Origin of the sequence: Kineococcus mangrovi, from assembly GCF_041320705.1 — a bacterium.
In the GTDB taxonomy this organism is placed as follows: Bacteria; Actinomycetota; Actinomycetes; order Actinomycetales; family Kineococcaceae; genus Kineococcus; species Kineococcus mangrovi.
The window spans coordinates 48,308-66,568 of sequence record NZ_JBGGTQ010000003.1 but is presented as its reverse complement, the minus strand read 5'-3'; the positions used below and the strand labels follow the sequence as shown (position 1 = coordinate 66,568).

The 18,261-nt window shown below is 74.2% G+C and carries 18 protein-coding genes; 11 read left to right on the top strand and 7 right to left on the bottom strand.

Annotated features, from left to right (window positions below; genetic code table 11):
- Positions 1 to 21: 21 nt before the first annotated feature.
- Both AB2L28_RS06430 and AB2L28_RS06425 read right to left on the bottom strand, forming a co-directional pair.
- On the bottom strand, positions 22 to 225 hold the full coding sequence (locus tag AB2L28_RS06430; protein WP_179749782.1) for a cold-shock protein: 204 nt from the start codon (positions 223 to 225) through the stop codon (positions 22 to 24).
- Between the two features lie 168 nt (positions 226 to 393).
- Positions 394 to 1,461, bottom strand: a complete 1,068-nt coding sequence (locus AB2L28_RS06425; RefSeq protein ID WP_370717928.1) for a fatty acid desaturase family protein — start codon at positions 1,459 to 1,461, stop codon at positions 394 to 396.
- Positions 1,462 to 1,698: 237 nt separating this feature from the next.
- On the opposite strand from AB2L28_RS06425, the gene AB2L28_RS06420 reads away from it, so the two are divergent.
- Positions 1,699 to 3,978 (top strand): HelD family protein, encoded by a 2,280-nt coding sequence (locus tag AB2L28_RS06420; protein WP_370717927.1) that lies wholly within the window; start codon positions 1,699 to 1,701, stop codon positions 3,976 to 3,978.
- A 49-nt stretch (positions 3,979 to 4,027) separates the two neighbouring features.
- Here AB2L28_RS06420 and AB2L28_RS06415 read toward each other — a convergent pair whose 3' ends face one another.
- The 3 genes from AB2L28_RS06415 to AB2L28_RS06405 form a co-directional block, all read right to left on the bottom strand.
- A complete protein-coding gene (locus AB2L28_RS06415) occupies positions 4,028 to 6,469 on the bottom strand; it encodes a poly(ethylene terephthalate) hydrolase family protein (RefSeq protein ID WP_370717926.1) in 2,442 nt (813 codons plus the stop codon).
- A gap of 147 nt (positions 6,470 to 6,616) precedes the next feature.
- A complete protein-coding gene (locus tag AB2L28_RS06410; protein ID WP_370717925.1) occupies positions 6,617 to 7,396 on the bottom strand; it encodes a nitrilase-related carbon-nitrogen hydrolase in 780 nt (259 codons plus the stop codon).
- 41 nt (positions 7,397 to 7,437) lie between these two features.
- The gene (locus AB2L28_RS06405; protein WP_370717924.1) at positions 7,438 to 8,178 is read right to left on the bottom strand and encodes a sulfite exporter TauE/SafE family protein; all 741 of its coding nucleotides are present in this window, start codon (positions 8,176 to 8,178) and stop codon (positions 7,438 to 7,440) included.
- Positions 8,179 to 8,270: 92 nt separating this feature from the next.
- Between AB2L28_RS06405 and AB2L28_RS06400 the strand changes: the two genes are divergently transcribed.
- From AB2L28_RS06400 to AB2L28_RS06390, 3 genes are all read left to right on the top strand, one after another.
- Positions 8,271 to 9,266, top strand: coding sequence for a sigma-70 family RNA polymerase sigma factor (locus tag AB2L28_RS06400; RefSeq protein ID WP_370717923.1), 996 nt, complete (start codon positions 8,271 to 8,273; stop codon positions 9,264 to 9,266).
- Between the two features lie 103 nt (positions 9,267 to 9,369).
- Positions 9,370 to 9,687 carry a hypothetical protein gene (locus tag AB2L28_RS06395; RefSeq protein ID WP_370717922.1) on the top strand — a complete coding sequence of 106 codons (318 nt, stop codon included), beginning with the start codon at positions 9,370 to 9,372 and terminating at the stop codon, positions 9,685 to 9,687.
- A gap of 89 nt (positions 9,688 to 9,776) precedes the next feature.
- Positions 9,777 to 10,235: a polysaccharide lyase family protein gene (locus AB2L28_RS06390; protein ID WP_370717921.1), complete on the top strand. Its 459-nt coding sequence runs from the start codon at positions 9,777 to 9,779 to the stop codon at positions 10,233 to 10,235.
- Between the two features lie 346 nt (positions 10,236 to 10,581).
- Here the strand turns inward: AB2L28_RS06390 and AB2L28_RS06385 are convergent, their stop codons facing one another.
- Complete coding sequence (locus tag AB2L28_RS06385; protein ID WP_370717920.1) at positions 10,582 to 10,779, bottom strand: hypothetical protein; 198 nt, start codon at positions 10,777 to 10,779, stop codon at positions 10,582 to 10,584.
- A 298-nt stretch (positions 10,780 to 11,077) separates the two neighbouring features.
- Positions 11,078 to 11,308, bottom strand: coding sequence for a hypothetical protein (locus AB2L28_RS06380; protein ID WP_370717919.1), 231 nt, complete (start codon positions 11,306 to 11,308; stop codon positions 11,078 to 11,080).
- A gap of 323 nt (positions 11,309 to 11,631) precedes the next feature.
- Here AB2L28_RS06380 and AB2L28_RS06375 point away from each other — a divergent pair, with 323 nt between their 5' ends.
- From AB2L28_RS06375 to AB2L28_RS06345, 7 genes are all read left to right on the top strand, one after another.
- A complete protein-coding gene (locus AB2L28_RS06375) occupies positions 11,632 to 12,030 on the top strand; it encodes a MerR family transcriptional regulator (protein WP_370717918.1) in 399 nt (132 codons plus the stop codon).
- A 33-nt stretch (positions 12,031 to 12,063) separates the two neighbouring features.
- Positions 12,064 to 13,068: an aldo/keto reductase gene (locus tag AB2L28_RS06370; RefSeq protein ID WP_370717917.1), complete on the top strand. Its 1,005-nt coding sequence runs from the start codon at positions 12,064 to 12,066 to the stop codon at positions 13,066 to 13,068.
- A 171-nt stretch (positions 13,069 to 13,239) separates the two neighbouring features.
- Positions 13,240 to 14,103 carry a TolB family protein gene (locus tag AB2L28_RS06365; RefSeq protein WP_370717916.1) on the top strand — a complete coding sequence of 288 codons (864 nt, stop codon included), beginning with the start codon at positions 13,240 to 13,242 and terminating at the stop codon, positions 14,101 to 14,103.
- An 11-nt stretch (positions 14,104 to 14,114) separates the two neighbouring features.
- Positions 14,115 to 15,140 (top strand): Gfo/Idh/MocA family protein, encoded by a 1,026-nt coding sequence (locus AB2L28_RS06360; protein ID WP_370717914.1) that lies wholly within the window; start codon positions 14,115 to 14,117, stop codon positions 15,138 to 15,140.
- 174 nt (positions 15,141 to 15,314) lie between these two features.
- Positions 15,315 to 16,583, top strand: coding sequence for an MFS transporter (locus AB2L28_RS06355; RefSeq protein ID WP_370717913.1), 1,269 nt, complete (start codon positions 15,315 to 15,317; stop codon positions 16,581 to 16,583).
- Between the two features lie 51 nt (positions 16,584 to 16,634).
- Positions 16,635 to 17,666 carry a LacI family DNA-binding transcriptional regulator gene (locus AB2L28_RS06350; RefSeq protein WP_370717912.1) on the top strand — a complete coding sequence of 344 codons (1,032 nt, stop codon included), beginning with the start codon at positions 16,635 to 16,637 and terminating at the stop codon, positions 17,664 to 17,666.
- On the top strand, positions 17,663 to 18,139 hold the full coding sequence (locus AB2L28_RS06345; protein WP_370717911.1) for a heme-degrading domain-containing protein: 477 nt from the start codon (positions 17,663 to 17,665) through the stop codon (positions 18,137 to 18,139). Before AB2L28_RS06350 ends, AB2L28_RS06345 begins: the two co-directional genes overlap by 4 nt.
- Positions 18,140 to 18,261: the final 122 nt, after the last annotated feature.

Here is an 18,261-nt window from a genome sequence, read left to right as displayed (position 1 = left end):
CGGGGGTCGTTCAGGCGTTCGTCAGAGACGGACGACGTTGGCGGCCTGGGGGCCCTTGGCGCCCTGGGTCACCTCGAACTCGACGGTGTCGTTCTCCTCGAGGTTGCGGTAGCCGCTACCGGAGATCGCGGAGTAGTGGACGAAGACGTCCGGACCGCCGTCGGTGGGGGCGATGAAGCCGAAGCCCTTCTCGCCGTTGAACCACTTGACAGTTCCCTGAGCCATGAGGCCTCCTCGGGTCTTGCGCCCCACACGTGTGGAGCTCGCCGCCGAGGGTGCTGACCGGATGGTGAGCGTACTGGGCCCTCGGTGATTCCCCGGGGCGCTACGAGCACGTCGAAGAACTGCGACTAGCCCCCAACGTAGCACGGTCGCCCCCGCGCGAGGAACGTCTCAGCCGGTCCGCAGTTGCGCCACGAGCGGACAGCGGAACGGGTCGCGCGCTGCCAGTCCGACCTCGTTGAGGTAGCGCACGATGTCGGCGAACGCGCGGGGCAGCGACGTCTCCGTGTACGCGATGCCGTGCTCGGCGCAGAAGCGCTGCACGAAGGGCCGCGCCGCGCGCAGGTTGGGCCGCGGCATGCTCGGGAAGAGGTGGTGCTCGACCTGGTGGTTGAGCCCGCCCATGACGAGGTCGACGAACCAGCCGCCGGTGACGTTGCGCGACGTCAGCACCTGGCGGCGGATGTAGTCGACCTTCGCCTCCCGCGCCACGATCGGCATGCCGACGTGGTTGGGCGCGAAGGCCCCGCCCATGGCCAGGCCGAAGGCGGCCACGTGGACGCCGAGGAACGCGGCCCCCCGGCCGGGCCCGAGCAGCAGCACGAGGGCGGTGCCGTAGACGGCCCAGTGCACGACGATGAAGGACGTGTCGATCCAGCGGCGCCTGCCGGCGCGGCCGCGCACCATCGTCCGCACCGAGTCGGCGTGCAGGTTCAGGCCCGCGAGCAGCAGCAGCGGCCAGAACCACCAGCCCTGCTTGGCCGTGGCCCACCGCAGCGGCCCGCGCCTGCCGGCCGCGGCCTCGGGGTGGAAGGACACGACGTCGGACTCGATGTCGGTGTCGGTGCCGCGCTTGTTCGGGGCCTGGTGGTGGCGGGTGTGCTTGCCCATCCACCACCCGTACGACAGGCCCGTCAGCAGGGCCGCGAAGACGCGGGCGGCCCACTCGTTGCCGCGGTGCGTCGCGAAGATCTGCCGGTGGGCGCCGTCGTGGCCGAGGAAGGCGAACTGCGTCAGGACGACCGCCAGCGGCGCCGCCGTCAGCAGCACCAGCCAGGAGTCGCGCAACAGGTACGTCCCGGCCACCACGGCCGCGAAGGCGGCGCTCGTGGCCGCGATGCGCGCCCAGTAGTACCCGGTGCGCCGGCGCATGAGCCCGGCCTCCTGGACGGCGGCGGTCAACGTCGCGTAGGGCGTCGTGCGGCGCGGTGGACGGGCAGCGGTGGGCAGGGTCGTCACGGGACTCCTCACGGGGCGGGTGGCGGACGACCCGGCGGGGCCGTCCTGCGCGGTGCCCGGGAGGTGGACCCGTGGGAGGACACAGCGGTGCGGTCGTGCACTGCGACCTCGCGCAGCGTTGCTCTCCGGGGGTGGAACGTACCGGTCCGCGCGTTCGTGCCCCGGCGTCCCCGTCTACTCTTCTTCGGTGCCGTTCGCGGCACGACCGAGCCGTCCCGCCCGAGGAGAGCCGCCCGAGTGAGCCAGTCGACGCAGTCGGACGCGGACGTCGCGGCGCAGGAGCACGCGCAGGAGGTCGCCCGGGTCGTCGCCGCGGAGGACGCCCACGTCGGCGCCCTCTACGCCCGCCTGGACCAGCTGCGAGCGCAGACCGCCGAGCAGCTCGCCGAGGTGCGCCGCACCGAGGCGACCGGCACGCACCAGAACCGCTTCGAGCGGGACGCGTTCGCGACCCTCTACGAGGACCGGCTCTCCCAGCTGTGGTCGGTGGAGAACCGGCTCTGCTTCGGCCGCCTGGACCTGCGCGAGGGCACCCAGGACCCCCGCCGCTACGTCGGCCGGCTCGGCCTGGCCGACGAACGCGGCACGCAGGTCCTCGTCGACTGGCGGGCGCCCGCGGCGCAGGACTTCTACCAGGCCACCGCGGCCTCCCCGCGCGACGTCGTGCGGCGCCGGCACCTGCTCACCTCCGGGCGGCGCGTCACGGGCGTGGACGACGAGGTGCTCGTGGCCGCCGACGGGGGACGCACGACGGGCGACGCGGCGCTGCTGGCCGCCGTCACCGCCCCGCGCACCGGCCGCATGGGCGACATCGTCGCGACCATCCAGGCCGAGCAGGACCGCGTCATCCGCGCCTCCGAGCGCGGCGTCCTCGTCGTCCAGGGCGGGCCGGGCACGGGCAAGACGGCCGTGGCCCTGCACCGCACCGCCTACCTGCTCTACACCCACCGCGACCGGCTGGCCCGCAGCGGCGTCCTGCTCCTGGGCCCCAGCCCGGTGTTCCTGCGCTACGTCGAGCAGGTGCTGCCCGCCCTCGGGGAGACGGGCGTGGTCACCCTCACGCTCGGCGAGATGCACCCCGGGGTCGTGGGCCGGGGCGAGGACTCCCCCGCGGCCGCCCGCGTCAAGGGGTCGCTGCGGATGGTCGACGTCCTCGAGGCGGCGGTGGCGGCCCGCCAGCGCGTGCCGGCCCGGCCGATCCGCTTCGACCTGGACGGCACCCGCGTCCAGCTGCGGCCCGAGGCGATCGCGTCGGCGCGCACGCGGGCCCGGCGCAGCCGCAAACCCCACAACCTGGCGCGCGTGACCTTCGTGCGCGAGGTGCTGAACTCCCTGGTGAACTCCCTGGCCCGCGCCCGCGGCGTCGACCTGGGCGAGGAGCGCGACGACCTCGTCGCCGAGCTGCGGGAGAACGTCGACGTGCGCCGCGAGGTGAACCTGTGCTGGATGCCGCTCACCCCGCAGAAGGTCCTCGCCGCCCTCTACCGGAACCCGGCGCTGCTGGCCGAGGTCGCCCCCGGCCTGTCCGAGCGCGACCGCGACGCCCTGCACCGCGAGGACCCGACCGCGTGGAGCGAGGCCGACGTCCCGCTGCTCGACGAGCTGGCCGAACTCCTGGGGCCGCTCGAGGAGACGTCGTCGGACGCGCGCGCGGCCGCCGAGCGCGAGGAGCAGGTCGCCCACGCGCGCAAGGTCCTGGAGGACTTCGAGGCCTCCGGGGTGGGGAACCCGCTCGTCTCCCCCGAACTGCTCGCCGACCGGTTCGCCACCGGCGGCCCCAGCGGGACGGTCGCCGAACGCGCTGCGGCGGACCGCACCTGGGCCTACGGGCACGTCGTCGTCGACGAGGCCCAGGAACTGTCGGCCATGGCCTGGCGCCTCGTGGAGCGGCGCTGCCCCTCGCGCTCCATGACGCTCGTCGGGGACGTCGCGCAGACCTCGAACCCCGCCGGGGCGCGCAGCTGGGCGCAGGCGCTCCGACCCGTCGTCGACGACCGGTGGCGGCTGGAGGAGCTCACCGTCAACTACCGCACCCCGGCCAAGATCTCCCGCGTCGCCGCGGACGTGCTGCGCGCCGCGGGCATCGCCGCGAACCCGCCGACCCCCGTCCGCGAGGGCGAGCACGAACCGGTCGCCGTCCCGCTGGCGGGCGCGCAGTCCGTCGTGGACCTCGTGCGGTCGCGGTTCGACGTCCTCGAGGAGGGCCGCATCGCGGTGCTGACGGCGCACGAGGACGGCCCCGTCGGGTCGGACGCGGTGCGGGCCGCGGTGACCGCGGCCCTGCCCGCGGGGTCGGTCGCGGCCTCCCCCGACGACCTGGACGCCACCGTGTCCGTCCTCGACGTGCACCGCGCCAAGGGCCTGGAGTTCGACGTCGTCGTGCTCGTCGAACCCGCGGCGGTGCTGCGCCGCCCGCGCGGGGCGAACGACCTGTACGTCGCGCTGACCCGCGCGACGCAGGAGCTGCACGTCCTGCACGCCGAACCGCTGCCGACGGGCATGGACTCGCTGACCTGAGCGCTCACCGGGCCCCTCCCGGCCCCGGCGGACGTGGGCCCGGCGCGGGTCAGCCCTGCCCGGCCCCCGCGTCGTCGTCGAAGACCGTCAGCAGGCCGAACCCGTCACCGACGACGGCCTCGCGCGGCGTCGCGATCGTGACGGTGAACCGGGCCTGCGGTTCCTCGGGCACGTCGTCCCCGGTGAGCGGGACGGTGACGGAGCCCGTGAGCCTGCCGGCGGGGATGGTGACCCGCGTCGAGGCGGCGGGGACCCGGCCGTCGAAGGCGGCGCCGGTGGTGTCGACGTCCACCGTGACGGGGACCTTCGAGCGGTGCGAGAGCGTCAGCGGCATCCGGACCTGCTGGGTGCCGTCGGCCTCCACCGCCTGCACGTCCCCGACGCTCACGGCCGGCAGGGTCGTGACGGCCCCCGTCCCGGCCGCGGGCGAGTCGAGGGCGACGTCGGACAGGAACACGTTCGCCGTGGGCTTGAGCGGGGTGAAGGAGACCGAGGCGAGCGTCGCGAGGTCCACGCCGGGGAACGCGTCGAGCGGGACGCGGACCGTGCGCAGCCACGTCTTCGCGGCCCCCTTCCCGTCACCGGACCACGGGTCGGCCAGCACCGGCAGCGCGGTCAGGGCGGTGGAGAACCGGGACACGGGGACGCTCGCGGTGCGGCCCCGCGCGTCGGTGAGCGTGACCTGGAGGTCTGTGCTCAGCGTGCGCGCGGGTGCGGCGCGGAAGGTCAGGGCCTGGTGCACCCCGGACGCCGCGCCGGGGGCCAGGCGCACGGTGACGGGTTTGCGCTGCCCGACGGTCCAGCGGGCGTGCAGCAGCGGGGTCGCCGGCACGGTGGGGGCGAAGGCGGCGGGCGTCCAGTGCGGCAGGGACCCCGACCACGGGTCCTGCGACGTGCAGCGGGGGGCCTGGCCCGGCACCGGCTCCCCCGCGCCGACGCAGAACGCCGACTTCGAGGCCAGCGCGACCGACGCCGAGGGACCCTCCAGCGCGGCCAGGTCGGTGCGCGCCGAGGACGGCTGCTGGGCCTGCGTGAAGACCTGGGCGCGCCCGGCCGAGGCGGCCCGTCCGCCGGTGCCGTCGAACAGCGGGCGGAACTGCTGCTCGCCGCCCAGGTGCAGGCGGAAGAACCCCGCGACGTAGGCGGCGCCGACGGCGCGCTGCTCGGTCGCCGTCAGCCGTTGCGGCGCAGCCGGTCCGCACACCGGGTCGTCGTCCAGTCCCCAGTCGTCGTCCGAGGGCGCCTTCGAGAGCCCGGGCGTCCACTCGGAGTTGAAGAAGTTGTGGTTCGCGCCCATGACGAGCAGCGACGTGCGCAGGACGTCGTCCCGGGCGGCGTAGCGGGTGTCGTCGTAGAAGTGCTGGCCCTGCTGGTCGGAGACGTCGCCGTCGCAGTAGGGCAGGACGACGGCCATCGCCGCGTCCGGCAGGGTCTGCCGCGCGAAGTCGACGGGGGCCAGGGGCATGACGGCGCGGACGCCGTACGGGTCGGGGCGCTCGGCGTTGAGGAGGGCGGCGCGCACGACGCCCTCCCCACCGCGGGAGTGCCCCATGAGGCCGACGTCGGACAGGTCGAGACGGCCGGCCAGGGCGGCCCCGGCCTGACCGCCCCGGCCGGCGTCGAAGGCCCGCAGCAGGTCGAGGTGGGCCAGGACGAGCTCGCCGCGCGCCTGGGCACCGCCGTCCTCGGCCTGCCAGTCGAGGGCGTTGATCCCGTCGGCGCTGATCGAGACGACGACGTACCCCTGGGAGGCCAGCGCCTGCGCCGCCTGGCCGTAGCCGAGGTGGCTGGGGACGGGCTTCGCCCCGCCCGAGCACGGCCAGCCCTCGCCGAACTGGTCCTCGCCGCCGCCGTAGCAGGCCTGGTGGCGCCCGTGCAGGAAGACGACGACGGGCCGGCGACCGGTGGCCGCCTCCGGCAGGTAGACGGCGGCCCGCTCCTCCACGGCCTGCCCGCCCAGCCCGGGCAGGCGGACGGCGGTGTCGCCGAGGTCGTAGTCGGCGCGGGTGACCGCGTAGCGCCCCCTCGCGCCGGGGTCGTCGGCGAGGGTGCGGGCGCCGGGGTCCGCCGCGACAGGGACCCCGGCGGCGCGGGCGTGCTTGAGCACCCGCGCCTCCTGGCCGGCCACGACGCCGTTCCACGCCAGCTGGACGCTCCCCGCGCGGACGACCCGCGGGTCGGAGGTCTGGACGGTGAGGGTGCGGCGGTCGGGTTCCTCGCGCGCGACGCCGAGCACGACGCCGTCGACGGCGAGCTGGGGCTGGGCGGCGCGCACGGGGACACCACCCGGCAGCGTGAGGTCGACGTCCCACGACCCGGCACCGGCCGGGGTGACCGTCCACGGCGCCGAGGCCGTCGTGCCGCTCGCGACGGGAGCCGGGACGGCGGGCGCCGCACCGGCGGCCGGGGCGAGCGCGAGCGCCGCGGCGACGGCCAGGGCGGAGCCGGTGAACGCCTGCGCCGTCCGCCGCCTGCTGGGGGACCTGACCACGTGCGACTCCCTCGTCCGGGGGCGAGCGCCCTCCCGCACCCGTCGATCACGGACGCCGGGCGAACGTTCCCACAGCCCTCACCCGGCCGGGGGGCGGTTCACCGGATCACCGACATCCGGGACCCGGTGCCGCCCGGACGGCCGGGGTCAGAACCGGCGGTTGCGCAGCACCGGCAGGGTCGCGCGGACCGTCCGCACCCGGTCGAGGTCGAGGTCGACGACGAGGCGACCCGGCCCCTCCCCCAGCTCGGCCACGACGACGCCGAGGGGGTCGACGACGCGGCTGCGGCCGATGCCCGTCGGGGCGTCGCCGGAGGGGGCGACCGGGCGCGCCTGCCCGCAGGCCAGCACCCAGCTCGTGGAGTCCAGGGCGCGGGCGCGGGTCAGCAGGTCCCACTGCTCGGCCTTGCCGGGCCCGTCCCCCCACGACGCCGCGACGACGACCACCTGCGCGCCGGCGTCGGCGAGGGCGGCGGCCAGCCCGGGGAACCGGACGTCGTAGCAGGTGCTCAGACCCACCCCGACCCCGTCGACGTCCAGGACGACGGGCCGCTCCCCCGCCTCGACGGTGTCGGACTCGGCGTACCCGTAGGCGTCGAACAGGTGGACCTTGTCGTAGTGCTGGTGCACCCCGGCGCCGCGGGCCAGGAGGGTGTTGCGCACGCGGCCGCCCGTGCCGGGGCTGAAGGTGCCCGCGACGACGGTCAGACCGGCGTCGTCGGCGACGCGTTCCAGCTCCCGCGCCCACGGGCCGTCGACGGGTTCGGCCACGGGTCCCAGCGGCACCCCGAAGCAGCACGACGTCGCCTCGGGCAGCACGAGCAGCCGCGCCCCCGCCTCGGCGGCCGCGGCGACCTCGGCGCGGACGAGGTCGAGGTTGGCGGCCGGGTCGGTCCCGCTGGTGACCTGCGACAGGGCGATGCGCACCGGGCCTGCCTACCACGCCGATCCACGCCGGTCCGCGCCGGTCAGCGGGTGAGGAACAGCCGTGTCGCGAGCGCCAGCCCGGCGAGCGCGACCACGACGCGCAGGTACCGGGGGTCCACGCGCCGCACGACGGCCGGGCCGAGGCGCCCACCGACCACGCAGCCGACGCCGAGGGCGAGCGCCGCCCACCAGTCCACGGGGCCCAGGACGGCGAAGCCGAGGGCCGCGACCGTGTTCGCCGCACCGGTGAGCATGTTCTTCAGCGCGTTGTTGCGGGCCAGGGACTGCGCGTGCAGCAACTCGGTCAGCGCCAGCATGAGCACGCCCGCGGCGGCCCCGAAGTACCCGCCGTAGACCCCCACGAGGAACACGGCCACCAGGACGAGGGGGTTGCGGGCCGAGAACCGGCCCGGCTGCAGGTGCTGGACGCGCGGCTGGACGAGGAGCAGCACCGCGGCGGCGGCGACGAGGAAGGGCACGACGACCTCGAACGTGGCCGACGGCAGCGCCAGCAGCAGGACGCACCCCAGCGCCCCGCCCGCGGCGGCGATCGGCAGCAGCCGGCGCAGCCGGGCGCCCTGACCGGTGAGCTCGGGACGGGAGCCGACCGCCGTCCCGGCCGTCACCCCGAGCAGGGCGACGGTGTTCGTGACGTTGGCGGCCAGCGGCGCCAGCCCGGTCAGCAGGAGCGCGGGGTAGGAGACGAGCGAGGCCAGCCCCGCGGTGCTGCCCACGAGCCCGGCTCCGACCCCGGCGAGCAGCAGCAGGAGGACCTCGGGCACGGGACGTCAGTCAACCGCCCGCCCGGGACCGGTCGCGCACCGGTCCCCCCGGGATCTCCCGTCGTGTCGGAGGTCTGTGCTGTGCTGAACCTGTGACGACGACCACACCGGGCACGCCTGCTCTGACCCGCGACGAGCTGGAGCGCGAACTCGCCGCACGCCGGACCGAGCTGCGCGGCTACTGCTACCGGATGCTGGGTTCGGCGTTCGACGCCGAGGACGCGGTGCAGGACACGATGGTGCGCGCGTGGAGGTCGGTCGAGGGGTTCGAGGGCCGCTCGGGCGTGCGGTCGTGGCTGTACCGGATCGCGACGAACGTGTGCCTGACCGCCATCGAGACGCGGGGGCGGCGTGCCCGCCCGATGGACCTGTCGGCCACGGCGTGGGAGCCGGTCGAGGCGTCCCTGGTCCGCACGCGCGGGGAGGACACCTGGCTGGAGCCGATGGTCGACGAGCGCGTGCTGCCCGAAGCCGGGGACCCGGCCGAGATCGCGGTGGCCCGGGAGTCGGTGCGCCTGGCCTTCGTCGCCGCGCTGCAGCACCTGCCCCCGCGCCAGCGCGCCGTGCTCGTCCTGCGGGACGTGCTGCGCTGGAAGGCCGACGAGGTCGCCGCGCTGCTGGGCACCTCGACGGCGTCGGTGAACAGCGCTCTGCAACGGGCGCGCGCCACCCTCGCCGAACGTCCCGACGTCGCACGCACCGAACCCCTCGGCGAGGGCCACCGGGAGCTCCTGGAACGGTACGTGCGCGCCTTCGAGGCGTACGACATCGACGCCCTCGTCGAGCTGCTGGCCGCCGACGTCACGCAGAACATGCCACCGTTCGAGCTGTGGCTGGCCGGTGCCGACGACATCGCGGCGTGGATGCTCGGCCCGGGGCACCGCTGCCGCGGGTCCAAGCTCGTGCCGGTGACGATGAACGGTTCACCGGCCTTCGTGCACTACAAGCCGATCGGGGCCGCCGGGGAACTCGTGCCGTTCGCCGTGCAGGCGCTGGAACTGGCGGACGGGAAGATCGCCCGCATCACCTCGTTCCTCGACACCCGGCTCTTCGACCTCTTCGGGTTCCCGCGGCAGCCACCGGCGTGAGGGGCCTCCCGCGGCGCGCCCGGCCGTCGTGGGTCGACGTGGGGTCCACGCACACGATGCCGTCGCGGTGCGCGAGTGGCCGCGGTGACGGCATCCTGACCGGGTGACCGATCACCGCCCGGGCCCGGCCGACGGCGCCCGAGCTTCGTTGTCGGCCGCTGGTACCGGCGGCGGCCTGCTGGTGATCGCCGTGCCCGTCTTCTTCTCCGCGGTGATGTGGCCGGTCTTCGATCCCGGCGCAGTCCCTGCCGCCGTCCTGGTGGCGACGGCCGCTGCAGCCGCCTGCGTCCCGGTAGCGGTGACCGCGGTCATCGCCGCGCGGCAGCACGCCGCCGTGCGCGTCACCGTGCTGCTGGTGGCTGTCCCGCAAGCGGTGCTGTGCACACCGCTGCTGCTGCTCAGCGCGTTGGGGCAGCGCTGAGCCGGCACCGACCTCCGGCACGGACCTCCGGCCCTGGCCACCGCGTCAGCAGGATCGGAGCCCGGTCACTCAGCCGGCAGGACGGGGTCGTGGACGCCACCACGCAGACCGCGACCCGGATCCAGGACGATCCCCGACGGTGGGCCGACGACGTCCACACCGCCGTCCTGCGCCAGCTCACCGACCCCACCCGCCACCTGCCCGTCACCGGCGGCCAGGTCCACGTGGTGCGGTCCTGGACCGACGTCCACGACGGGCACCCGGTACTGCACGTGGTGTACCGCCACCCCTGGTGGGGCTTCACCACCGGCCTGCGCCGTCACCTCGACGACGTCGAGGACCACCCCCTGAACCTGCCCGTCCCGGGCGTCGATGCCGCAGTCGACCTCGCCGAGCACATCGTGACCGGTGACATCGAGGAGTCCTCCGGCTCGGTGCTGGAGTCGATGGCCCCCGACGAGGAAGGGGTGCGGTGGTGGGGCCATCCGCCGCTGCCGGCCGATGAGCTGCGACGAGGACCTGCTCCGGGACTCCCCCACCGACGCTGATCGCGAACGGCTCGGCACGGCCCACCCAGCGCTGGCGACGACGCGGACACCGGGAGGCCGCTGACCTGGCACTCCTGGCGTCACGGGCGGCGCCGGTCTCGGTGGTGCGCGACGTGCCCCTGTCGGAACTCGCACGACCCCTTCCTCTCGTCGGCTCCGGCGGGATCACCTCGCACCTGCGAAGTGGCGAAGAGGTCTTCCCCGCGGGGATGCCCACCTCTGCGTCCCCGTCCGTCCACCACCCCCGTCAGCTCACCTGGAGGTGACGGAGCGAGGCCACGGTCATCCCGTTCCCGGGGCGACATCGCCGTCATGACGCCGGCGGGAGGTGGCCCTCCGGTCGACGTCAGGTCGCGATGAACCCGTAGACCCCGAGCACGACCGCCACCACCGACGACACCACGCTGATGATCTTCACCCGACGGCGATCTCCCGCGAGGCCGACCAGCCCGACCCCGACGCTGACGAACACGAGCATGAGGCTCGTGACGAGGGATCGCCGGTCGTCGGCGAAGAACAGGAGCACCACGGCCAGCACGAACACGACAGCACCGACGACGGTGGTGAAACGAGCTGACTGCGCTCTGCCCCGATCACTGGCCGGTCGACGATCCACCGGCTCATCGTGGCGGTCGGCGGCTGTCCACGCACTCGGTCACGACATCACCGGCGAGGTGCGGGGCTTCGACGTCCACGGGCGCACCCGACTCCCCGACGAGGACCCCGGCACCCCAACCGCCGGCCGTCCCACCACTGGACGTCAGGTCGGGCAGGACCGGAGCGAGGACGGCGACGGTCTCCGGTCCCACTGGTCCGTGCTCCCCTGCGCCGCTGCCGGGCGGTCACGGTGCCGGCCGCGACGGCGCTGGGTCGTCCTGCGCTCGACGGCCGGAACCCGTTCCACCGGGGAACTCGGCGCCGACTCCGTCCTTCTCGGCCGCCTGCCGCTCCACGGCCCGGGCGATGCGTTCCTGCGCCTCGGCTGAGCGCGTCAAGGTCGCCCGCAGCCGTGCCAGGTAGACGACCAGGCACACGAACAGGACCAGGTTGACGATGCCTGTGATGTCGGTCATCGCGTGATCGTCGCACCCGGGTCACGCTGCCTGCGCCCGACCGGCCGTTCCACGGCGCGGGGAGCGCACGGTCGTCCTGCGACCGCGAGCCCATCGACCGCGTGGTCTCGCCGATGACCGCACCGCCGCCCTCACGCCGACGGACGAGGCGGCGGAGCACCGCTGGAGCGGTACGTTCCAGCCCGCTCCTCCGCGGCGGGCTCGCGGCCGTCCCGGGGAGCAGGTGCCCGTGGTCCAGCGGAGCCGGGGGACGCAGAACCGTCCTGCGCAGCGGATGCACCGGCACGGGCGGGTCGGGGTCGTCGCCGGAGGAGACTGGCGGGGTGGACGAGCAACGGGTGACGGGGATGCGCATCGCCGACGTGGTGGAGCGGCTGGGGATCAGCGCGCACACCCTGCGCTACTACGAGACCGCGGGGCTGCTGGTGGACCCGCCCGGGCGGGACGAGCACGGGCACCGTTCCTACACCGGTGCCCACCTGCGCTGGATCGAGGTGGTGCAGCGGCTGCGCGCGACCGGGATGCCGGTGCGGGGGGTGCGCGCCTACGCGGACCTGTGCCGGGCGGGGGCGGGCAACGAGGCCGCCCGCCTGACCCTCCTGCACGCCCACCGCGACCAGGTGCGCGCCCAGCTCGCGGAGGTCGCGGACCACCTGGAGGCGATCGAGGCGAAGATCTCGCTCTACGAGGGGTCGGTGGCGGGGGCGTCCGTCCCCGCTTGACTTCGAGCGCGCTCGAAGGCGGAGGCTCGGGGCATGACCGAACACCTGCCGACCCGCGTCCTGGGCAGCACCGAACACGGCACCGCCCTCACCGTCTCCGCCCTCGGCCTCGGCTGCATGGGCATGAGCGAGTTCTACGGCACCGGCGACGAGCAGGAGTCGCTGGCGACGATCGCCGCGTTCCTCGACGCCGGGGGGACCTTCCTCGACACCGCCGACATGTACGGCCCGTTCACGAACGAGCAGCTCGTGGGCCGCGCCATCGCCTCCCGCCGCGACGACGTCGTCCTCGCCACGAAGTTCGGCAACGAGCGCCGCGCCGACGGGACCCGCCGCGTCAACGGCACCCCCGACTACGTCCGCTCCGCCTGCGACGCGAGCCTGCAGCGCCTCGGCGTGGACCACGTCGACCTCTACTACCAGCACCGCGTGGACCCGAGCGTGCCCGTCGAGGAGACGTGGGGCGCGATGGCCGAGCTCGTCACCGCCGGCAAGGTCCGCCACCTCGGCATCAGCGAGGCCGCCCCCGACACCATCCGCCGCGCCCACGGCACCCACCCGGTCACGGCGGTGCAGACGGAGTGGTCGTTGTGGACGCGCGACGTCGAGGAGAACGGCGTCCTCGCCACCGTGCGCGAACTCGGGATCGGGTTCGTGCCCTACTCGCCGCTGGGTCGCGGGTTCCTCTCCGGCGCGATCCGCAGCGTCGACGACCTCGCCGACGACGACTTCCGCCGCGCCAACCCCCGCTTCCAGGGCGAGAACTTCCAGCGCAACCTCGAACTCGTCGACGAGGTGCGCGCCCTGGCCGCGGACCGCGGGGTGAGCGCGGGGCAGGTGGCGCTGGCGTGGCTGCTCGCGCAGGGCGGGGACGTCGTCCCCATCCCGGGGACGAAGCGGCGGACCTACCTCGAGGAGAACCTCGCCGCCGTCCAGGTGCGGCTCGGCGCCGACGACCTCGCCCGCCTCGACGCGGTCCTGCCGGTCGGCGCGAGCGCCGGGGACCGCTACCCGGACATGTCCACCGTCCACCGCTGACGCCGACCGCGGGCGCACGTCGGGGCCCCTGGGCCCCGGCGTGCCCGGCGCGCGGGGAGACCCGGTGCCCGCAGGCGTGCCGCCCACCGCGCTCGGCCACGTGCGGGCGCACGACCGGGCCGCCTGGATCCACCTCCTCCCGGTCGCTTTAGCTCGTGCTAACTTGACGGGGTGCTTCGTACTCTCGCCGCGGCGCAGCGGTCGCGCGTCCTGCTCGGCGGGCCGGGACTCACGACTCCCGAGCCCCTCTTCGAGACCACCGGGATGCTGATCGAGGCCCCGAACTGGTCCCTGGACGGTTCAGCCCTCTACCTCAACGGGGCCGGGAAGCTGTGGCGGCTGCCCCTCTCCGCGCCCGGGCTCACCGAGGTCCCCTTCGAGGGGCTGCCCGACATCAACAACGACCACGTCCTGGCCCCCGACGGTGACCACGTGTTCATGTCGGCCAACGACGGGCACGTCTACCGGGGTGCGCTGACCGGTGGCGCGGTCGTGCGGGTCACCCCGGACGACGGGCACTGGCACTTCCTGCACGGGGTCTCCCCGGACGGCGAGCGGCTGGCCTACGTCGAGCTCACGACGTTCGACGAACCCGGCCGGCTCGTGGTCCTGCCCCTCGGCGGCGCACCGCAGCGGGTCCCCGCCGGTGACGGCCACCTCGACGGGCCGGAGTGGACCCCGGACGGCAGGTCGATCCTGCTGAACACCGAGTCGTTCACGTCGACCCCCGGGCACGCGCAGCTCGCACGGATCCCCGACGGGGGCGGCGACCTCGAACGGCTCGTGACCAGCGACACCGTCGACTGGTTCCCCCACCTGTCCCCCGACGCCCGGTACGGGAGCTACCTCTCGTTCCCCGCCGGGACCCTCGGGCACCCGGCCGACCTCGACGTCGTGGTGCACGTCGTGGACGCCGGGGACTGGACGCAGGACCTGCAGACCTACCCGCTGTTCGGCGGCCAGGGCACGCTCAACGTCAACGGCTGGGCCCCTGACGGCGACCGGTTCGCCTTCGTCTCCTACCCGCTCCACTGAACGGATCCCAGATGCTCCCCACCACGCTTCCCGACCCCGAGCTCTTCACCAGCGGCTCCGGTGAACCCGCCCTGCGCTGGGGCGTCCTGGGTCCCGGCTGGATCGCCGGGGAGTTCGTCACCGCGATGCGCAAGCACACGGCGCAGCTGCCCGTCGCCGTCGGTTCCCGCTCGGCCGAACGGGCCGGCGCGTTCGCCGCCCAGCACGGGATGGACCGCTCCCACGGTTCCTACGAGGCGCTGGTCGCCGACCCCGAGGTCGACGTCGTCTACATCGCCACCCCCCAGAGCGAGCACCTGAAGCTCGGGCTGCTCGCCCTGGCGGCGGGCAAGCACGTGATGATCGAGAAACCGCTGGCCATGAACGCCACCGAGACTCGTGAACTCGTCGACGCCGCCCACGCGGCCGACAGGTTGCTCATGGAGGCCATGTGGTTCCGGTACCTGCCGCAGGCCTCGGTGATCCGCACGCTGCTCGCCGACGGAGTCCTCGGCACGATCCACGGGGTGCACGCCGAGCACGGTCAACCCATCCCGTTCGACCCCGCACACCGGTTGTACCGCCCCGAGCTCGGCGGCGGCGCGATGCTGGACCTGGGCATCTACCCGGTCCAGCTCGACTCGATGGTGCTCGGTGCGCCGCAGGTCGTCACGGCCACCGGTGGGCGCAGCTCCACCGGGGTCGACGCGTTCGCGACGGTGGTCCTCGGACACGGTGACGGCGTCCAGTCCACGCTGACCACCACCCTGCTCGCCCGCACCCCCAACCGGGCGACGATCTTCGGCGACCAGGCCCGGATCGAGATGTCCGAGTTCTTCTACACCCCGTCCGCGTTCCGGCTCCTGGACAACTCCCACGGCGGCGCCGGCCTGGAGTTCACCGATCCGAGCGGCCTGGAGCTCTTCGACGGGCTGTCCTGGGAGGCCACGGCGCTGGCCCGGTACGTGGGCGAGGGGCGCCGCGAGTCGCCGCTGCACACGCTGGCCGAGACCGTGGAGATCGCCGCGACCATGGACGCCGCCCTCGCCCAGTTCTGAAACCCGCTGCAGGAGCACCCGATCACCCGCCCGGACGGGCTGATCGGGTGTTCTTCGTGGCGACCGGCCCGGGGCCCTTGTCCCGGACGAAGCCCGGGAGGTACGTTGGCGCCAGGTTGTTAGCACGTGCCAACAGCGCACGTGCCCGCAGAGGTTCGTCTCGAGGAGGAGTCGATGTCGTCACAGGTGACGCCTGTCCTGCCCGGTGCCGCGCAGACCCGGGTCTCCCGGTCCTACCTGTTCACCCTGGGTTTCGCGCAGTTCGGGATCTTCGCCGCGATCCTGGCCCCGATCTTCGTCAGCATGGCCATCAAGGCCGAGCAGATCAACCCCGAGAACCCCGCAGCCGTCGTCGGCAGCGTCCTGCCCGTCGGTGCCCTGGGTGCGCTCGTCTCGAACCCGATCTTCGGAGCGCTCTCGGACCGCACGCGGACCCGCTGGGGCCGGCGCCGGCCGTGGCTGCTCGGCGGGATCGTCGGCCTGCTCGCCGGCCTCGCCTGGATGGGGACGGCCGAGACCGTCGGGGAACTCATCGCCTCCTGGCTGTTCTGCCAGGTGGCCTCCAACGCCGCCTCGGCCGCGCTGCTGGCGAGTTTCGCGGACAACGTCCCCGAGGCCCAGCGCGGTCGCGCCTCCGGCGTCCTGGCCGTGGCCCAGAACGTCTCGATCCTGGCCGGGCTCTACCTCGCCGTGTACCTGCAGACCGACCTGGCGCTGCTCTTCCTGGTGCCCGGCGTCATCGGCGTCGTCAGCGTCGTCGTCTACGTCGCCGTCACCCGCGACCGGGTCCCCGAGACCCCGCTGCCGCGGATGAACCTGCTGGAGATGGCCCACACATTCTGGACCAACCCGCTGAAGTTCCCCGACTTCGGCCTGGCCTGGTGGTCCCGGTTCCTCATCACGCTGGCCACGTACATGTTCACCACGTACCGGCTCATCTACATGCAGGACCACCTCGGCCTGGAGCGGTCGGCCGCGGTGGCTGCCCAGGCGCAGGGGGTCCTCTACTACACCCTCGCCCTGCTGGTCAGCGCGTACCTCGGCGGCTGGCTCTCGGACAAGCTGGGCCGGCGCAAGGTGTTCGTGATGGCCGCCACCGCGCTGTTCGCGGTGGGTCTCGTCATCCTGGCGCACGCCGACAGCGTCGCGGTGTTCTACGCCGCCGAGATCCTCATGGGGTTCGCCTACGGGGTGTACGGATCCGTCGACAACGCACTGACCATCGCCGTGCTGCCCGACCCCGAGCAACCCGGCAAGGACCTCGGCGTCATCAACATGGCCCAGGCCCTGCCGCAGTCCGTGGCTCCCGGTCTGGGCCTCCTGCTCCTGGGCGTCGGAGCCTCCGGGGCCCGCGCGGACAACTACCCGTTGCTGCTGTGGGGCGCGGGGATCGTCGCCCTCGTCGGGGTGCTGGTCATCCTGCCCATCCGCAAGGTGCGCTGACCCGGCGTGCCGGTCCCGTCTCCCACCACGCTCCCTGGAACACTGCGACGCATGAGCCCCAGCGGTCCGCACGTGCCGACGATGAAGGACGTCGCACTGCGGGCGGGCGTCTCGCGCCAGCTGGTCTCGATGGTGATGCGCGGGGTTCCCGGCCCCAGCGAGGCGTCGAGGGAGAAGGTCCTGTCCGCGGCGCAGGACCTCGGGTTCGCGGTCAACACCTCGGCCCGGTTGCTGCGGCAGTCCCGCACCCGGTTGATCGGGGTCGCGTTCGCCGCGGGCAACGTCTTCGAGTCCCGGTTCGTCGAACGCTTCCTGGAACGGGCCGAGGCCGAGGGTTTCGGCGTGGTGCTGGCTCCCGCCACCAGCGTCCGCTCCACCGACGTCGTGGTGAACGAACTGCTGGGCCACCGGGTCGAAGCGCTGGCCTGCTTCAACCCCGCGCCGGGCTCACCCGCCCTCGACCGCGCCCTGGGCCTGGTTCCCGTGGTCTGGCTCGGTGAGCGCCGGGCGGACCCCCGGGCCGACGAGGTCCGCTCGGACGACGGCGCCGGACTGCTGGCCGCCGTCGAGCACCTCCACGGCCTCGGCCACCGCCGCATCACCTACGTCGGGGGCCACGGTGGGGCGGTCGGGCCGGATCGGGCGCAGGCCTACCGCGACGCGATGACCGCCACGGGTCTGACCGGCGAGATCGACGTGGTCGACTCCGACTTCGAGGAGGAGTCGGCCGCGCAGGCCGCCCGCGAACTCCTGCGACGCAGGGTCCTGCCCAGCGCCGTGGTCTGCTGCAGCGACCAGTGCGCGGCCGCCGTCCGGGCGGTGCTGCGCGACGCGGGGGTCGCCGTCCCCGCACAGGTCTCCCTCGTGGGGTACGACGACTCCCCCGTGGCCGGCCTGTCGTTCAACGACCTCACCTCCGTCCGGCAGGACGTCGACCTGACGGTCGCGGCCACCCTGGGCGCGATCGTGCGCCGGCTCCAGAACCCCACGGCCGATCCTTCGGCCGACCCCACCCCCGCCACGCTCGTGGTCCGGTCCTCGACCGGCCCCGCGCGGGCACCCACCAGGAGGACGAGACGATGACCCCCCAGACGACCGATCTCATCGCCGAGCTCACCGCGCAGGAGCAACGCCTCGTCCTGCCGCGCTTCACCCCCGAGGACGCCTGGGAACTCGGGCGACGCATCACCGAGTCCGCACGGGCCGCGGGAGCGGGCGTGATGATCGACGTCCGCCGCGGCGACTTCGTCGTGTTCCGGGCCTCGTTGAGCGGAGCGACCGTCGACCAGCAGACCTGGGTGGCCCGCAAAGCCGCGGTGGTGCGACGTTTCGAGTGCAGCAGCGCGTTGTTCGCCGCGCGGATGGACCAGGCCGGGGTCGATCCCGTGGCGATGGGGTGGCTCGACCACGGGTACGCCGTCACCGGGGGGTCGTTCCCGGTGCGCGTCGAGGGGGCCGGTGTGGTCGCAGCGGTCACCGCGTCGGGCCTGACGTCGCAGGAGGACCACGACCTCGTGGTGAACGGCGTGGCCGAACTGCTGGCCGACCTGTCCTGACCACAGCTCGCGTCGGCGCCGGAGGCGTGCAGCGGCGGGTCTTCCGGAGGTCGCCGGCGGGACGGGCCCCCGCCCGGCCGAACGGGTCCGGCGGGCTGCGCCGGCTCGTCGGCGGGGCCCGC

What these genes read in the sequence shown, in the direction of transcription:
- AB2L28_RS06430 (WP_179749782.1), bottom strand. Translation starts at nt 225, where the DNA reads ATGGCTCAGGGAACTGTCAAGTGGTTCAACGGCGAGAAGGGCTTCGGC.
- AB2L28_RS06380 (WP_370717919.1), bottom strand. Translation starts at nt 11,308, where the DNA reads ATGACCGACATCACAGGCATCGTCAACCTGGTCCTGTTCGTGTGCCTG.
- AB2L28_RS06370 (WP_370717917.1), top strand. Translation starts at nt 12,064, where the DNA reads ATGACCGAACACCTGCCGACCCGCGTCCTGGGCAGCACCGAACACGGC.
- AB2L28_RS06360 (WP_370717914.1), top strand. Translation starts at nt 14,115, where the DNA reads ATGCTCCCCACCACGCTTCCCGACCCCGAGCTCTTCACCAGCGGCTCC.
- AB2L28_RS06355 (WP_370717913.1), top strand. Translation starts at nt 15,315, where the DNA reads ATGTCGTCACAGGTGACGCCTGTCCTGCCCGGTGCCGCGCAGACCCGG.
- AB2L28_RS06350 (WP_370717912.1), top strand. Translation starts at nt 16,635, where the DNA reads ATGAGCCCCAGCGGTCCGCACGTGCCGACGATGAAGGACGTCGCACTG.
- AB2L28_RS06345 (WP_370717911.1), top strand. Translation starts at nt 17,663, where the DNA reads ATGACCCCCCAGACGACCGATCTCATCGCCGAGCTCACCGCGCAGGAG.